The following is a 16,375-nucleotide window of genomic DNA, read 5'->3' as shown; positions in this document are numbered from 1 at the left end:
CATGCACCGCTCGACCTGATCCGGTTCCCTCCCTCAGGAGTCCCCGTGCCGAATCCCTCCGTACCCCCGACATCCCGTGAACCGTCGCCCGCTCTCTACGACCCGCCCGAGCTGACCCCGGACAGGTGGGCGAGGAGCGGCCGTCGCCTGCTCGCCAAAATGGTCGGTGAGTTCGCCTACGAGGAGATCATCAAGCCCGTTGCCGCTGGGTCTGGCGACACGGAGAGCTACAGCTTCAGCCTCGACGCGGCAAGCGGGCCGCAGGAAGAATCCGTATCCCTACCCGCATTAGAGAGCAAAGGCAGCCAGGCCCACCGCCCAGCGGCCCGCCGCCTCATCTTCCGCGCCCGCCGCGGCTCGTACGGCAGTTGGCACGTCGACCCCGCCAGCCTGGCCCTGGCCGAAGGCGTAGGACCGCCCACCCCCTTCGGTGACCCCCTGCGCTTCCTCACCGAGGCCCGCAGGACCCTGGGAATCGACGGCGCCACCCTGGGCCACCTCATCCGCGAGCTGACCGTCACGCTCGCCGCCGACGCCCGGCTCGACCGCACCGCGCTCACCGCGGCGGAGCTCGCCGACCTCGGATACGCGGAACTCGAAGGCCACCAGACCGGCCACCCCTGGATCGTCCTCAACAAGGGCCGCATCGGCTTCTCCGCGAGCGACGCCGCCCGCTGGGCCCCCGAGGGCCGCACCTCCGGGCCGCTTCCCTGGATCGCGGTCCACACCGACCTCGCCGCCTACCGAGGCGTCACCGGCCTGGAGACAGCGGACAGGCTCTACACCCGTGAACTCGCTCCCGCCACACGGGAGTCCTTCAGGGACATACTCGTGGCACGCGGCCTCAACCCGCACGCCTATCTCTATCTGCCGGTCCACCCGTGGCAGTGGGACGACATCATCCTGCCCCTCTTCGCCCCTTCCGTGGCCGCGGGCGCGATCGTCCCCCTCCCCACCGACGGCGACGTACGACTGCCCCAGCAGTCCATTCGTACGTTCCTCAACACGTCCCGCCCCGACCGCCACACCGTCAAGCTGCCCCTGTCGGTCCTCAACACCCTGGTGTGGCGCGGCCTCCCGACCGACCGCACCCTGGCCGCACCCGCCGTCACCGCCTGGATGCACGCCCTGCGGGACGCGGACCCCTTCCTGCGTGACGAATGCCGGGTGATCCTGCTCGGCGAGGTCGCCTCGGTGACCGTCGAGCACCCGCTGTACGACGGCCTCGCCGAGGTCCCGTACCAGTACAAGGAACTGCTCGGTGCGATCTGGCGTGAGCCGATCACCCGGTATCTCGCGCCCGATGAGCGCGCCCGCACGCTTGCCTCCTTGCTGCACACCGACCCGCACGGCAGAGCCTTCGTCGCCGAGCTTGTCCACCGCTCGGGCCTGGCCCCAGAAGTCTGGCTGCGGCGTCTCTTCGCCGCCCTGCTGCCACCGCTCCTGCAGTTCCTGTACCGGTACGGAACCGTGTTCTCCCCCCACGGGGAGAACGCCATCGTCGTCTTCGACGACAAGGACGTACCCGTAAGACTCGCGGTGAAGGACTTCGTGGACGACATCAACGTCAGCGCCGAGGCCCTACCGGAGCACGCTTCGATGCCGGACGACGTCCGTGACGTCCTGCTCACCGAACGCGCCGACTTCCTCACCCAGTTCATCCACTCGGGGCTCTTCGTGGGTGTCTTCCGCTATCTCGCCCCTCTCTGCCAAGAACAGCTGGGCATCCCGGAATCCCGCTTCTGGTCCCTCGTCCGGGCCGAGATCCTCCGCCACCAGGCGCGCGCCCCCCACCTCAAGGAGCGGTACGAGATGTTCGACCTGCTCACCCCACGAATCGAGCGGCTGTGCCTCAACCGGAACCGGCTTCACCTCGACGGGTACCGGGACCGCCCCGAGCGCCCGCACGCCGCCGTGCACGGGAGCGTGCCGAACCCCCTCCATCAGCCTTGATCGCGGGATTGTCAGTGGGGCCCCGTAGGGTGGTCGCGCTATGACAAAGCCCTCCCTTCCCGAGCTCCTGCACGCCGCCGTCACCGCCGTCGGCGGCACAGAGCGCCCTGGCCAGGTGACGATGGCCGAGACCGTCGCCGAGGCGATCGACGACGGCTCCCACCTCCTGATCCAGGCCGGTACCGGCACGGGCAAGTCCCTCGGCTATCTGGTGCCGGCCCTCGCACACGGCGAACGCGTGGTGGTCGCGACGGCCACGCTCGCGCTGCAGCGTCAGCTCGTGGAGCGCGACCTGCCGCGGACGGTGGACGCCCTGCACCCGCTGCTGCGCCGCCGCCCCCAGTTCGCCATGCTGAAGGGCCGCTCGAACTACCTGTGCCTGCACCGCCTCCACGAAGGAGTGCCGCAGGAAGAGGAGGAGGGCCCGGGCCTCTTCGACCAGTTCGAGGCCGCCGCCCCCACCAGCAAGCTCGGCCAGGACCTGCTGCGGATGCGCGACTGGGCCGACGAGACCGAGACCGGTGACCGTGACGACCTCACTCCCGGGGTCTCCGACCGCGCCTGGTCCCAGGTGTCCGTCTCCTCCAGGGAGTGCCTGGGCGCGTCGAAGTGCGCCTATGGAGCGGAGTGCTTCGCCGAGGCGGCACGTGAGCGGGCCAAGCTGTCCGAGGTCATCGTCACGAACCACGCGCTCCTCGCGATCGACGCCATCGAGGGCGCTCCCGTGCTGCCCCAGCACGAAGTGCTGATCGTGGACGAGGCCCACGAACTGGTCTCCCGGGTCACCGGCGTCGCCACCGGCGAGCTCACTCCGGGCCAGGTCAACCGCGCCGTGCGCCGCGCCGCCAAGCTGGTCAACGAAAAGGCGGCCGACCAGCTCCAGACGGCCTCCGAGGGCTTCGAGCGGGTGATGGAGCTTGCCCTGCCCGGTCGCCTCGAAGAGGTCCCGGAGGACCTCGGGTACGCGCTCATGGCCCTGCGTGACGCCGCCCGCCAGGTCATCTCCGCGCTCGGCTCCACCCGCGACAAGTCGGTCCAGGACGAGGACGCCGTGCGCAAGCAGGCCCTCGCCTCCGTCGAGTCGATCCACGACGTGGCGGAGCGCATCTCGAACGGCTCCGAGTGGGACGTCGTCTGGTACGAGCGCCATGACCGCTTCGGAGCCTCCCTGCGGGTGGCACCCATGTCCGTATCGGGCCTGCTCCGCGAGAAGCTCTTCAGCGACCGCTCCGTGGTCCTCACCTCCGCCACCCTCAAGCTCGGCGGCGACTTCAACGGAGTGGGGGCGTCCCTGGGGCTCGCCCCCGAGGGCACCCACTCCGATGAGGCCCCGGCCTGGAAGGGCCTCGACGTCGGTTCGCCCTTCGACTACCGCAAGCAGGGGATCTTGTACGTCGCCCAGCACCTGGCCCGTCCGGGCCGTGAGGGCACGCGCAGCGACATGATCGACGAGCTGGCCGAGCTGATAGAGGCGGCGGGCGGCCGCACGCTCGGCCTGTTCTCGTCCATGCGCGCTGCTCAGAACGCGGCCGAGGAGCTCCGGGGCCGCCTCGACGTGCCCATCCTGCTGCAGGGTGAGGAGACGCTGGGCGAGCTGATCAAGAACTTCGCGGCGGACTCGCAGACCTGCCTGTTCGGGACGCTCTCGCTGTGGCAGGGCGTCGATGTGCCGGGCGCCAGCTGCCAGCTGGTGGTCATGGACAAGATCCCGTTCCCGCGTCCCGACGACCCGCTGATGAGCGCCCGCCAGAAGGCGGTGGACGACGGCGGCGGCAATGGCTTCATGGCCATCGCCGCGACGCATGCGGCGCTCCTGATGGCGCAGGGCGCGGGGCGTCTCGTGCGGGCCTCCGCGGACCGCGGAGTGGTCGCCGTCCTGGACCCCCGGCTGGCCACCGCGCGCTACGGCAGGTACCTGCGGGCTTCACTGCCCGACTTCTGGTACACGACGGACCGTAATCAGGCGCGCCGCTCCCTGGCCGCGATCGACGCGTCGGCGAAGGCCACAGCCGAGGCTGCCGACGGGGCTGGGGCCGACGAGGAATAGTTCGCGTCGCGTACTGCCTCAAGACGCAGCAGGGCCCCGGAACCGGCGCAGTTGGTTCCGGGGCCCGGTCAGGGGCGGAGGCTCACACCCGCCGCAGCACCGCCACGACCTTGCCGAGGATCGTCGCCTCGTCACCGGGAATGGGCTGGTACGCGGAGTTGTGAGGCAGGAGCCACACGTGCCCGTCCTCGCGCTTGAACCGCTTGACGGTCGCCTCGCCGTCGAGCATGGCGGCCACGATGTCGCCGTTCTCCGCGACCGGCTGGCGCCGCACCGTCACCCAGTCGCCGTCGCAAATCGCGGCCTCGATCATCGAGTCACCGACGACCTTGAGCACGAACAGCTCACCGTCGCCGACGAGCTGCCGGGGGAGCGGGAATACGTCCTCCACCGACTCCTCGGCGAGGATCGGGCCGCCTGCCGCGATGCGGCCGACGAGCGGGACGTACGAAGCGGCCGGCTTGCCCGCCGTGTCGGTGGGCTGGCTGCTCGGCTGGTCCGAGCCACGGACCTCGTACGCCCGCGGGCGGTGCGGGTCGCGGCGCAGGAAGCCCTTGCGCTCCAGGGCCATCAGCTGGTGGGCCACCGATGACGTGCTGGAGAGGCCCACCGCCTGCCCGATCTCCCGCATCGACGGCGGGTACCCCCGGCGCTGCACCGAGTCCCTGATGACCTCGATGACCCGGCGCTGCCGGTCCGTGAGCCCCGAGCTGTCGGCGCGGATGCCGGGAGGTCGTCCCGGTAGGGAGCGGGTGGGCTTGGGGCCCTCCGGGTTCGTGGCTGCGTCATTCATGGCATGCACCGGCTCGAGTCGGCTCTGGCGGTCCTGAGCAGTGATGGTGGCACTGTCTGCGGTGGTGGTCACGTCGGTCGGCCCCTCTCGAGATGTTCTCTCCCTAGTTAGCCAACGGTAGTTGCTTTCGAAAGGTTGCGCCAAACACACGTTCGAGTGAAAAATCGCAGATTGCCTGCCGCGATCATGTGTCTGGGTGTATGGCTAACGTTCGGGCCGAACGGCATTTCGGTTCATTACGGTACGCTTCACCGCCGGGGTCGAGGCCCCCTCAGTGGGGCTCCCATACTGCCATCCGGCGCTCCGTCAACCCGGCACCGACCCCCTTCTCGTGCGCCGCGCGCGGCCCGCCCAGGCGTTCACGGCGAGCCGCGGGTGCGCGACACGCGATGGCGCCGGATTTACGGTCAAACCCCAGATCTAGTGGTTGGATTGCAACCACGGCCCAGAAGTTGTGGTCCCCGGTCTTTCCAGGCCTCGGGCATCACCTATGCTTGGGGCTGCTTCGAGGGCCTCATGGGCCTGTTGAGGCCTATGAGTCGTGTCATGAAGGAGGGTTGGGAGTTCCATGCACTGCCCCTTCTGCAGGCACCCCGACAGTCGCGTGGTCGACAGCCGCACCACCGACGACGGCACGTCGATCCGCAGGCGCCGTCAGTGTCCCGACTGCTCCCGTCGTTTCACGACCGTGGAGACGTGTTCGCTGATGGTGGTCAAGCGCAGCGGCGTCACCGAACCCTTCAGCCGTACGAAGGTGATCAACGGCGTACGCAAGGCGTGCCAGGGGCGGCCGGTCACCGAGGACGCCCTCGCCCAGCTCGGCCAGCGGGTCGAAGAGGCGGTGCGCGCCACCGGGAGCGCCGAACTGACGACGCACGACGTGGGTCTGGCCATACTCGGTCCGTTGCAGGAGCTGGACCTCGTGGCCTACCTGCGCTTCGCGTCCGTCTACCGGGCGTTCGACTCACTTGAGGACTTCGAGGCTGCCATCGGGGAGCTGAGGGACAAGCGGGAAAAGCGGCTCGACGTGGAGCCGCGGGACGCCGGCGGGGAGCGCGGCGGAGCAGACCGCGGGCCCGGAGGGACTGTCGAAGTCCCGGTGCCCGCCACTGCCGCCGACTGACCGGCTGAACGGCCGACGGCGGCACACCAGACCTGTTGCGGATGACCTTCGTGGGATTCCGCGGCACCAGACACATATGTGCCACGGGAAGAACGTGGTACTTCAGGGCGTTTCAGCCTGATACAGGGAGGCGGCATGACCGAGACGACGAGCGGCCCGGCACGAGGTTCCCGAGCCAAGGGATCCAAGGCCAGCAAGGGTCTGCGTATCGAGCGCATCCATACGACGCCCGGCGTGCATCCGTACGACGAGGTGGTCTGGGAGCGCCGAGACGTCGTCATGACCAACTGGCGCGACGGCTCGGTGAACTTCGAGCAGCGTGGCGTCGAGTTCCCCGACTTCTGGTCGGTGAACGCGGTCAACATCGTCACCAGTAAGTACTTCCGCGGGGCCGTTGGCACCCCGCAGCGCGAGACCGGCCTCAAGCAGCTGATCGACCGCATCGTGAAGACGTACCGGAAGGCCGGCGAGGACTACAGCTACTTCGCTTCGCCCGCCGACGCCGAGATCTTCGAGCACGAGCTGGCGTACGCCCTCCTGCACCAGATCTTCAGCTTCAACTCGCCGGTCTGGTTCAACGTCGGTACGCCCCAGCCGCAGCAGGTCTCCGCCTGCTTCATCCTGGCCGTCGACGACTCCATGGACTCGATCCTCGACTGGTACAAGGAAGAGGGGATGATCTTCAAGGGCGGCTCCGGAGCCGGCCTGAACCTCTCCCGCATCCGTTCCTCGAAGGAACTGCTGTCCTCCGGCGGCAACGCCTCGGGGCCGGTCTCCTTCATGCGAGGTGCCGACGCGTCCGCAGGAACGATCAAGTCGGGTGGCGCCACGCGCCGCGCGGCCAAGATGGTCATCCTCGACGTCGACCACCCCGACATCGAGGGCTTCATCGAGACCAAGGTGAAGGAAGAGGAGAAGATCCGCGCCCTGCGTGACGCGGGCTTCGACATGGACCTGGGCGGCGACGACATCACGTCCGTCCAGTACCAGAACGCCAACAACTCGGTCCGCGTGAACGACACGTTCATGAAGGCGGTCGAGGAGGGCGGCAAGTTCGGTCTGACGTCCCGCATGACGGGCGACGTCATCGAGGAGGTCGACGCCAAGTCGCTCTTCCGCAAGATGGCCGAGGCCGCGTGGGCCTGTGCCGACCCCGGCATCCAGTACGACGACACCATCAACGCCTGGCACACCTGCCCGGAGTCCGGCCGGATCAACGGCTCGAACCCGTGCAGCGAGTACATGCACCTGGACAACACGTCCTGCAACCTCGCCTCGCTGAACCTGATGAAGTTCCTCAAGGACGACGGCCTGGGCACGCAGTCCTTCGACGCCGAGCGCTTCTCGAAGGTCGTCGAGCTGGTCATCACCGCGATGGACATCTCGATCTGCTTCGCGGACTTCCCGACGCAGAAGATCGGCGAGAACACCCGCGCCTTCCGCCAGCTGGGCATCGGCTACGCCAACCTCGGCGCCCTGCTGATGGCCACCGGTCACGCGTACGACTCCGACGGCGGCCGCTCCCTGGCCGGCGCCATCACCTCCCTGATGACGGGCACGTCGTACAAGCGTTCCGCCGAGCTCGCCGCGGTCGTCGGTCCCTACGACGGCTACGCCAAGAACGCCACGCCGCACAAGCGCGTCATGAAGCAGCACTCCGACGCCAACGCCACGGCCCCCCGCGTGGACGACCTGGACTCGCCGATCTGGGCCGCCGCCACGGAGGCCTGGCAGGACGTACTCCGCCTCGGCGAGAAGAACGGGTTCCGTAACTCCCAGGCGTCGGTCATCGCCCCGACCGGCACCATCGGTCTCGCGATGTCCTGCGACACCACCGGCCTTGAGCCCGACCTCGCCCTGGTCAAGTTCAAGAAGCTCGTCGGCGGCGGCTCGATGCAGATCGTCAACGGCACCGTGCCGCAGGCCCTGCGTCGCCTGGGTTACCAGGAGGAGCAGATCGAGGCGATCGTCGCCCACATCGCCGACCACGGCAATGTGATCGACGCCCCGGGTCTGAAGCCCGAGCACTACGAGGTCTTCGACTGCGCGATGGGCGAGCGTTCCATCTCCGCGATGGGCCACGTCCGGATGATGGCGGCCATCCAGCCGTGGATCTCCGGCGCGCTCTCCAAGACGGTCAACCTCCCGGAGACGGCCACCGTCGAGGACGTCGAAGAGGTCTACTACGAGGCCTGGAAGATGGGCGTCAAGGCGCTCGCCATCTACCGCGACAACTGCAAGGTCGGCCAGCCCCTCTCCGCCAAGAAGAAGGAGAAGGAGAAGGCCGAGGTCACCGAGAAGACCGAGGACACGATCCGTGCCGCGGTCGAGAAGGTGGTCGAGTACCGCCCCGTCCGCAAGCGCCTTCCCAAGGGCCGTCCGGGGATCACCACCTCCTTCACCGTGGGTGGCGCCGAGGGCTACATGACCGCCAACTCCTACCCGGACGACGGTCTCGGCGAGGTCTTCCTGAAGATGTCCAAGCAGGGTTCGACCCTCGCGGGCATGATGGACGCCTTCTCGATCGCCGTCTCCGTGGGCCTGCAGTACGGCGTCCCGCTGGAGACGTACGTCTCGAAGTTCACGAACATGCGCTTCGAGCCGGCCGGCATGACGGACGACCCGGACGTGCGGATGGCGCAGTCGATCGTCGACTACATCTTCCGTCGCCTGGCGCTGGACTTCCTGCCCTTCGAGACGCGCTCCGCGCTCGGCATCCACTCCGCCGAGGAGCGTCAGCGTCACCTGGACACCGGTTCGTACGAGCCGTCCATGGACGAGTCCGACCTCGACGTCGAGGGTCTGGCCCAGTCCGCGCCGCGGCAGCCCGAAGCCCTGAAGGCCGTCGCCGAGCCGAAGGCCGAGGCCGAGAAGCCCGCTCCGCAGCAGGCGCACACCAGCGCCGAGCTCGTCGAGATGCAGCTCGGCATCCAGGCCGACGCACCGCTGTGCTTCTCCTGCGGGACGAAGATGCAGCGCGCCGGCTCCTGCTACATCTGCGAGGGCTGCGGCTCGACCAGTGGCTGCAGCTGATCGGCTGATCGGCTGATCCAGCCGAGTGAGGGGTTGGTGGAGCCGGTCGGCTCCGCCGGCCCCTCATCGCGTTCTCAGAGCTCACCGCCCATCAGCGCGGCGAAGGACGTCGGGTCGGCGTCGAATCCGCGGATGATCTCGCGGAAGGTCCAGGCGCCCGACTCGTCCCTTGCGAACTCGGCGACGGTCGCCGCCGTGAACCGGGAGACACCGGAGAGGTCGCTCAGGGCGAGGTCCGTGTATCCCTGGCGGATGCGTACGGAGGTGTTGGCGATGTCGCCGAAGACCTTCTGTCCCTCATGAGGCTGTATGGCCACACCGACCACCACGCGCGCGTACGTGGTCGAGAGGCGGCCGAGCTCCAGGGTCATGACCTCGTCGAAACCGAAGCCCTGTCCCGTCTGGCTGTCCCTGTTGAGGGTGATCGTCCCGTCGGGGGCACGGCTGTCGAAGTGCACGAGATACACGGGGCTGCCGTACGGAGCGTCCGTGGAGTAGGTCGCGGCGATGATGTCGAGATCGTGCGACGGCGATCCGACGGGGCTCGGATCCCACTTGAGCCCTACCTCGACCTTCTCAATTCCCTTGCTGACACTGCTCATCAGAGATCCCCCTCCGTAGTCCCCGCTGACGCCGATGCACTAGGCATGTCCAACAGACACGCTACGACGCATGACTGACATCGTTGGCCCATGACGTGGAACGGCGAAGAACTGGATATCGAGGCCTATTTGGCGAGGATCGGCCACGACGGGGAGACGAAGCCCGGCTTCGACACCCTCCGTGCGCTCCACAGAGCGCACGTGGCGGCCATCCCCTTCGAGAACCTGGAGATGATGGTCGGCCGGCCCGTGCCGCTGGATCTGGCGGCGCTGCAGGACAAGCTGGTGCGTCGGCGCAGGGGCGGTTACTGCTATGAGCAGAACCTGCTGTTCGCGGCGGCTCTGGAACGTATCGGCTTCGCCGTCACGGGACTTGGCGCCCGGGTGCGCGTTGGCGCCTCGTCGCGTCGCGCCGTGACACACATGCTCCTGAAGGTCGAGGCGGACGGGCGGCAGTGGCACTGCGACGTCGGTTTCGGTGCCGAAGGACTGCTCGAACCGATCGCCATGGGGGATGAGACCGACGTACGACAGGACGTACGACAAGGAGAGTGGCGGTTCGGGATCGTCCAAGAGGCAAACGGTGCCCGGGTGTTGCGTACCGAGCACGCGGACGGCTGGTTCGATCTCTATGAGTACACGCTGGAAGAGCGCTTTCCCGTCGACTACGTAGTCATGAACCACTACACATCGACCCACCCCATGTCGTCGTTCATCCGCCGACCGGTGATCCAGAGGGCCGCTCCGGAGGCCCGCCGCATCTTGGTCGGCGAGCACCTGGCGGTGACGCGTCCGGACGGCACATCGGACGAACGCGACGTATCCGCCGAGGAGTTGAGGGACGTACTCGCCCTGGAGTTCGGTATTGAACTGAACGCCGACGACCACGCCGAGCTGATCCGGGCGCACTACGCCGGAGCGTGACCCGCGCCACGCTCAGCGCCGTACGATGGCGCGGTGCTGGTCAAGTGGATTCGCTGCACCGTGGTGGACCGACGGGGGTTCGAACGGGGACAGCGGAAGTGGGCGGGGCTTCTGGGGGAGCCGGGGTTCCGGGGACAGGGCGGGGGGTGGAGCCGGGAGCGGCCGGGTGTGGCCCACGTCTTCGCCTTCTGGGAGAGCCGGGCCTTCTACGACTCCTTCATGGCACGCTCCCATGACCGGCTCGCCGCCACCCAGGCGGGCACCTTCAAGGACATCCAGGTCAAGCTCTTCGACCACCGTTTCGACGTGAAGACGGGCTTCGAGCCCCGCTTCGCGGACGCTGATGTGGTGCGGGTCGCGCACTGCCGGGTGCGCGAGGCGCGGGTGGAGCATTTCGCCCTGATGCAGGAGAAGGTCTGGAATCCGGCGATGGCCGGCTCCCCGGGGATGGTGCGCGGGCTCTTCGGTGAGGCGCCCGGGCATGAGTTCCTCATCCTCTCGATGTGGCAGGCGGCCGCCGAGCACGGCAAGTACCGCAGGGAACGGGTGGAACGCCTGTTGCTGCGTGCCCGGACGGAGGCCGATGTCGCGGCCCTCGCCGGCGACATCGTGGAGCTGGAGCCGTCCTGGACGGTGTGACGCCAGGCGCGGCCGGCCCCGGTGACCTGCCGCGATATCGCTGTGAACGGCGCTGCGAGCGGCGTCCGCATAGGCCGGATGGAGCCAGGACCGCCGACCGGTTGGGCCGTCCGAGGTGGGCCGATCTAGGGTTTCCCTATGGCACGCCCGCGGCGCATCTTCCTTGTCCGGCACGGCGAGTCGGCCGGAAACGCCGACGACACCGTGTACGAGCGCGAGCCCGATCACGCCTTGGCGCTCACCGAGAAGGGGTGGCGGCAGGCGGAGGAGACGGGCGAGCAAGTGCGCGAAGCGGTCGGAAACGAACGGGTGAGCGTGTACGTCTCGCCGTACCGCCGCACCCATGAGACCTTCCGGGCGCTGCGCCTGGACCCCGAGCTGGTGCGGGTGCGCGAGGAGCCGCGACTGCGGGAGCAGGACTGGGGGAACTGGCAGGACAGGGACGACGTCAGGCTGCAGAAGGCCTACCGCGACGCGTACGGACACTTCTTCTACCGTTTCGCGCAGGGCGAGTCGGGAGCCGATGTCTACGACAGGGTGGGCGCGTTCCTGGAGAGCCTGTACCGGAGTTTCGAGGCCCCGGACCACCCGCCGAACGTCCTCCTCGTCACCCACGGCCTGACCATGCGCCTGTTCTGCATGCGGTGGTTCCACTGGTCGGTGGCGGAGTTCGAGTCGCTGTCCAACCCCGGGAACGGCGAGATGCGGACGCTGGTGCTCGGCGATGACGGCAAGTACACACTGGACCGGCCGTTCGAACGCTGGCGCGAACCTGAGCCGTACGGCGTCACCGGATAGAGTGGCAGAGCGATGACCGCTGACTCCTCTCCCGACCGGCGCCTGGCCCGCGCTCTGGCCAGCCTGCGTGGACTGGCGGTGGGGGACGCGCTGGGCTCACAGTTCTTCGTGCCCGCGAACTACCCCCTGCTGCGCCGCCGCGAAGCGCCTCCAGGCCCCTGGCAATGGACCGACGACACCGAGATGGCCTGCTCCGTGCTGGCGATCCTGGTCCGCCACCACCGCATCGACCAGGACGCCCTCGCGCTGTCCTTCGCCGAGCACCACGACTTCGACCGTGGCTACGGCCCTGCCGTCAACAGGCTGCTCCGGCAGGTCAGAGAGGGCGGGGACTGGCGGGAGCTGGCTTCCGCGCTGTTCAAGGGCCAGGGCTCCTGGGGGAACGGCGCGGCCATGCGCATCGCGCCGCTCGGTGCCTGGTACGCGGATGACCCCGAGCAGGCCACGCACCAGGCGGAGATCTCGGCGTACCCCACGCATCAGCACCGCGAGGCCGTCGTGGGCGCCATGGCGGTGGCTGCGGCGGCGGCGCTGACAGCCGATCCCGCGGGGCCGCCCGCTCCGAAGGCGCTGCTCGACGGTGTCATCGACCTCGTGCCGCGCAGTGCGGTGGGGGCGGGGCTGCGCAGGGCGCGGGACATGCTCGACTACGGAGACGCGGCCACGGTCGCCGCTGTCCTCGGCTGCGGCCGTCGTACGACCGCTCACGACACGGTTCCGTTCGCCCTGTGGTCGGCCGCCCGTGGCCTCGGTGCCTACGAGAAGGCCATCTGGGACACCGCCCAGGTGGGCGGCGACATGGACACGACCTGCGCGATCGTCGGAGGAGTCGTCGCCGGCGGGGCGGGCGGATCGCCCGGCGACGAGTGGCTGGAGCGGACCGAGCCGCTGCCCGGCTGGATGCCGGTCGAGGCGGGCTGACACCGGGTTCTCGGCGTCTCACTGTCAGGTCAGGCCACAGCGCGTCTCACTGTCACGGTCATGCCACAGGATGGAGGGCTCGTCGGCGGTCTTCGGTTACGCGGCTACCCTTTTCCGCAGGCCGTGAGTTGATCATGACTTGCGTGTCCTCAACGAGATGCCGGTCGCCCGGCGGCCCGGCCACGCGCGCGTGCCGTCTGCTGCGCGTGCGGACCGGCCGGGAGGGGGTCCCGTGTCCGATACACCGTCCACACCGTCCAACCCCGAGCCGGCAGATGCCGTCGGCGTACCTGAACAACCCGAGGACGCCGTCCCCGTGCCGCGAAGGGCGGAGGAGGGCCCGCGGCCTCATCCCGACTGGGCGTACCCGGCGGGCGCGAGCAAACCTGAGCCGCTGCTCGCCGATCTGCGGGCCGAGCCGCCCGCCGCGATCCGCACGGGCACGCTCGGCGCCGCGCTCGCGACCGGGCTCCTGAGCATGATGCTGCTCGGCGACGGGCTGGCGATCAATCTGCTGATCGTCGCCGTGCCGGCCGCCCTTGCCGCGTACTTCGCCGCCGAGCAGGCCGGTCGCAGGCCGCGCCCATGGACGCTGGCCTGGGCGATCGGCGGCCTCGCGCTGCTTGTCGTGCCCGCGCTGCGGGACGCGGGCTGGCCCTCGTTCCTCGCCATCGTCTCCGCCGTCGCACTCGGCTCCCTCGCCCTGCACGGCTGCCGCACCTGGCTCGGCGTACTGCTCGGCCCGCTCGGTCTCCTCGACGGCGTGCTCTCCGGCATCCGGTGGGGCTGGCGCGGGGTGCGGGGGCGCGCGAGCGGGACCCGGAGCGGGCCCGTGCTGCGGGCCGCCGCGGTGACCGCCGTGCTGCTGCTCGTCTTCGGGGCGCTGTTCGCCGGGGCCGACGCCGCCTTCGCGGGGCTGCTGGGCGATCTGATGCCCGACGCGTCCGTAGCCGATGGTCCGTGGCGCGTGCTGCTCTTCGTGGTCGGTGTCATCGGGGCGCTCGCCGCGGCGCACACCGCCGCCTCGCCGGTGCGCTGGGACCGCCTCACCGTGGGCCCCGGCCGGGCGCGAGGCCGCGTCGAGTGGGCGCTGCCGCTGATCGTGCTCAACGTGCTCTTCGCGGTGTTCAACGTGGTGCAGCTCGCCGTGCTCTTCGGCGGCTACGACGCCGTCCTCGACACGACCGACCTGTCGTACTCCGAGTACGCGCGTCAGGGCTTCTGGCAGCTGCTCCTGGCCACGCTGCTCACCCTGGCCGTCATCGTCCTCGCGCTGCGCTGGGCGCCGCGCGGCGGGCCCGGTGACCGCACTCTCGTGCGAGCCGTGCTCGGCACGCTCTGTGCCCTCACGTTGGTCGTGGTGGCGTCGGCGGTGCGGCGCATGGACATGTACGTCGACGCGTACGGCCTGACCAGGCTGCGGGTGTCGGTCGTCGCCGTCGAGCTCTGGCTCGGCGTGATCATCGTGTTGATCATTGCGGCCGGGGTGTGGGGCGCCCGCTGGCTGCCGCGCGCCGTCGCCGCCAGTGCCGCGGTCGGTGTGCTTGCCTTCGGACTGCTCTCGCCCGACGCGCTCATCGCCGAGCGCAATGTCCAGCGCTACCAGGACACCGGGAAGTTCGACCTGGACTACGCACGTGGGCTGTCCGCCGATGCCGCCCCGGCCGCCGACGGGCTGCCGGAGCCGCTCCGTTCCTGCGCTCTGGAGGGCATCGCGGATGGCCTCGGGGCCGAGCGTGGCCCCTGGTACGCCACAAGCCTGGGGGAGTCGCGGGCCCGGGACATCATCGCCGAACGGCCTCCTACGGCGGCGAATCCGATGAGCTGCGGGCAAACCCGCCAGGAGGTTGCGTACCGCTGAGAGGGGGGCGGGGCGGCCCCCGCGTGCCGCCCGCCCACGCCCACCCCTTGGGGCCCCTGCACGCCCCTCAGCCCCCGGCGGGTCCCGCCGCGCTCGCCGTCCCGGACAGCGCGTCCAGGTCGCTCTTGCGCACCCTGACCAGCACCAGGGCGGTGATCAGAGCGAGTACGGCCATGGCCGCGGCCGGAATGAAGGCCGTCGAGATGCCGTGCGCCAGCACCTCATGCCCCCAGGGCGCCGGCAGTTCACCGGACTTGGCGAAGGTGGCCTTCTGCTGCGGCGACGCGTTCGCCATGAAGTCGGCCATCTGTTCCTTGCCCTCGTCCCGGCTAGCCGAGCCGAACACCGTGGTGAGGATGGAGAGGCCGAGCGAGCCGCCGACCTGTTGCGTCGCGTTGAGCAGCCCTGATGCGGCGCCCGCCTCGTGCGGGGCCACTCCGGAGACGGCCGTCAATGTAAGGGTCACGAAGTTCAGGCCCATGCCGAAGCCGAACAGCAGCATCGGGCCGAGCACCCCGCCCAGATACGAACTGTCCGGGCTGATGAGGGCCTGCCAGCCGAGCCCGAGGGCCACGATGGACGAGCCGGTCACCATGAACGGCTTCGGTCCGAGGACCGGCAGCAGCCGCTGGGAGATGCCCGCTCCCACCACGATCGCGACCGTCACGGGCAGGAAGGCGAGACCTGCCTCGATCGGTGTGTAGTCCAGGACGTTCTGGACGAAGAGCACGATGAAGAAGAACATGCCGAACATCGCCGCGGCCAGGCTCAGCATGATCACGTACGTGCCCGAGCGGTTCCGGTCGGCGAACATCTTCAGCGGAGTGATCGGTTCCTTGGCCCGGCTCTCGACCAGGGCGAAGGCCAGGAGCAGCACGATCGCGGCGCCGAAGGACCCCAGGGTGAGGCTGTCGCGCCAGCCCTCCGCGGCAGCCCGGATGAAGCCGTAGACCAAGGAGGCCATGCCGAGGGTCGACGTGAGCGCGCCCGCGATGTCGAAGCGGCCCGGATGGCGCTCGGACTCGTTGATGTAGAGCGGGGCGAGGAAGGCGATCAGCAGACCGATGGGTACGTTCACGAACAGCACCCAGCGCCAGTCGAGCCACTCCGTGAGCATGCCGCCGGCGAGCAGTCCGATGGCGCCGCCCCCCGCGGAGACCGCGGCGAAGACACCGAACGCGCGGTTGCGCTCGGGGCCTTCGGGGAAGGTCGTGGTGATGAGCGCCAGGGAGGTGGGTGATGCTATCGCGCCACCTACGCCCTGGAGGGCGCGCGCGGCCAGCAACTGCCATGGTTCCTGGGCGAATCCACCCAGGAGCGAGGCGAGAGTGAAGAGCAGGATGCCGGTCATGAAGACCCGGCGGCGGCCGAGGATGTCACCGGCGCGGCCACCGAGAAGTAGCAGGCCACCGAAGGTGAGCGTGTACGCGCTGACGACCCAAGTGAGGTCAGTTGTCGAGAATGTGAGCGCGTCCTGAATGTGCGGGAGCGCGATGTTCACAATCGTCGCGTCGAGGACCACCATGAGTTGGCAGGCCGCGATGACGGCCAGGGCGATACCGGGTCGGCCTTCTCGGCGGGCGGCCCCCGGTTTCTGATCTTTAGTTAACTGAGAGGTTGTCACTATGGGTCCCCCATAAGTGCCTTAGTGAACGCAACCGTTCACTGTGTCGACCACGGT

12 protein-coding genes are annotated in these 16,375 nt (G+C 69.1%); 9 read left to right on the top strand and 3 right to left on the bottom strand.

Going from position 1 to position 16,375, the window contains the following annotated elements:
- Positions 1–45 precede the first annotated feature (45 nt).
- Positions 46–1,953, top strand: a complete 1,908-nt coding sequence (locus tag ACGFX9_RS32210) for an IucA/IucC family protein (protein WP_393481064.1) — start codon at positions 46–48, stop codon at positions 1,951–1,953.
- A gap of 40 nt (positions 1,954–1,993) precedes the next feature.
- On the top strand, positions 1,994–4,000 hold the full coding sequence (locus tag ACGFX9_RS32205; RefSeq protein ID WP_393481059.1) for an ATP-dependent DNA helicase: 2,007 nt from the start codon (positions 1,994–1,996) through the stop codon (positions 3,998–4,000).
- Positions 4,001–4,082: 82 nt separating this feature from the next.
- On the opposite strand, the gene lexA is transcribed toward ACGFX9_RS32205, so the two are convergent.
- The gene (lexA, locus tag ACGFX9_RS32200; protein WP_393481053.1) at positions 4,083–4,865 is read right to left on the bottom strand and encodes a transcriptional repressor LexA; all 783 of its coding nucleotides are present in this window, start codon (positions 4,863–4,865) and stop codon (positions 4,083–4,085) included.
- 496 nt (positions 4,866–5,361) lie between these two features.
- Here lexA and nrdR point away from each other — a divergent pair, with 496 nt between their 5' ends.
- Positions 5,362–5,916: a transcriptional regulator NrdR gene (gene nrdR / locus ACGFX9_RS32195; protein WP_393481047.1), complete on the top strand. Its 555-nt coding sequence runs from the start codon at positions 5,362–5,364 to the stop codon at positions 5,914–5,916.
- Positions 5,917–6,051: 135 nt separating this feature from the next.
- The gene (locus ACGFX9_RS32190; RefSeq protein ID WP_393481040.1) at positions 6,052–8,949 is read left to right on the top strand and encodes a vitamin B12-dependent ribonucleotide reductase; all 2,898 of its coding nucleotides are present in this window, start codon (positions 6,052–6,054) and stop codon (positions 8,947–8,949) included.
- Positions 8,950–9,023: 74 nt separating this feature from the next.
- Here the strand turns inward: ACGFX9_RS32190 and ACGFX9_RS32185 are convergent, their stop codons facing one another.
- Positions 9,024–9,551 (bottom strand): TerD family protein, encoded by a 528-nt coding sequence (locus tag ACGFX9_RS32185; protein ID WP_393481035.1) that lies wholly within the window; start codon positions 9,549–9,551, stop codon positions 9,024–9,026.
- Positions 9,552–9,641: 90 nt separating this feature from the next.
- Between ACGFX9_RS32185 and ACGFX9_RS32180 the strand changes: the two genes are divergently transcribed.
- The 5 genes from ACGFX9_RS32180 (at position 9,642) to ACGFX9_RS32160 (ending at position 14,694) form a co-directional block, all read left to right on the top strand.
- Positions 9,642–10,475 carry an arylamine N-acetyltransferase gene (locus ACGFX9_RS32180; protein WP_393481030.1) on the top strand — a complete coding sequence of 278 codons (834 nt, stop codon included), beginning with the start codon at positions 9,642–9,644 and terminating at the stop codon, positions 10,473–10,475.
- Between the two features lie 33 nt (positions 10,476–10,508).
- Positions 10,509–11,114, top strand: coding sequence for a YdbC family protein (locus tag ACGFX9_RS32175; RefSeq protein WP_393481024.1), 606 nt, complete (start codon positions 10,509–10,511; stop codon positions 11,112–11,114).
- A 138-nt stretch (positions 11,115–11,252) separates the two neighbouring features.
- Positions 11,253–11,912, top strand: coding sequence for a histidine phosphatase family protein (locus ACGFX9_RS32170; RefSeq protein WP_393481019.1), 660 nt, complete (start codon positions 11,253–11,255; stop codon positions 11,910–11,912).
- A gap of 12 nt (positions 11,913–11,924) precedes the next feature.
- The gene (locus tag ACGFX9_RS32165; RefSeq protein ID WP_393481012.1) at positions 11,925–12,833 is read left to right on the top strand and encodes an ADP-ribosylglycohydrolase family protein; all 909 of its coding nucleotides are present in this window, start codon (positions 11,925–11,927) and stop codon (positions 12,831–12,833) included.
- Positions 12,834–12,990: 157 nt separating this feature from the next.
- Entirely contained in the window at positions 12,991–14,694 is a 1,704-nt protein-coding gene (locus ACGFX9_RS32160; protein WP_393481346.1) for a DUF4153 domain-containing protein, read from the top strand.
- A 67-nt stretch (positions 14,695–14,761) separates the two neighbouring features.
- Here the strand turns inward: ACGFX9_RS32160 and ACGFX9_RS32155 are convergent, their stop codons facing one another.
- Positions 14,762–16,318, bottom strand: a complete 1,557-nt coding sequence (locus ACGFX9_RS32155; protein ID WP_393481007.1) for an MFS transporter — start codon at positions 16,316–16,318, stop codon at positions 14,762–14,764.
- Positions 16,319–16,375: the final 57 nt, after the last annotated feature.

Origin of the sequence: Streptomyces sp. NPDC048436 (assembly GCF_043200355.1) — a bacterium.
Taxonomy (GTDB): domain Bacteria; phylum Actinomycetota; class Actinomycetes; order Streptomycetales; family Streptomycetaceae; genus Streptomyces.
Note: the sequence above shows the minus strand (reverse complement) of the source record. Positions and strands in the feature narration are given on the sequence as shown.

Bases quoted from the DNA above. Each gene is read 5' to 3' on its own strand.
- ACGFX9_RS32205 (WP_393481059.1), top strand. From the start codon at position 1,994: ATGACAAAGCCCTCCCTTCCCGAGCTCCTGCACGCCGCCGTCACCGCC.
- nrdR (WP_393481047.1), top strand. From the start codon at position 5,362: ATGCACTGCCCCTTCTGCAGGCACCCCGACAGTCGCGTGGTCGACAGC.
- ACGFX9_RS32190 (WP_393481040.1), top strand. From the start codon at position 6,052: ATGACCGAGACGACGAGCGGCCCGGCACGAGGTTCCCGAGCCAAGGGA.
- ACGFX9_RS32185 (WP_393481035.1), bottom strand. From the start codon at position 9,551: ATGAGCAGTGTCAGCAAGGGAATTGAGAAGGTCGAGGTAGGGCTCAAG.
- ACGFX9_RS32180 (WP_393481030.1), top strand. From the start codon at position 9,642: ATGACGTGGAACGGCGAAGAACTGGATATCGAGGCCTATTTGGCGAGG.
- ACGFX9_RS32170 (WP_393481019.1), top strand. From the start codon at position 11,253: ATGGCACGCCCGCGGCGCATCTTCCTTGTCCGGCACGGCGAGTCGGCC.
- ACGFX9_RS32165 (WP_393481012.1), top strand. From the start codon at position 11,925: ATGACCGCTGACTCCTCTCCCGACCGGCGCCTGGCCCGCGCTCTGGCC.
- ACGFX9_RS32160 (WP_393481346.1), top strand. From the start codon at position 12,991: ATGCCGGTCGCCCGGCGGCCCGGCCACGCGCGCGTGCCGTCTGCTGCG.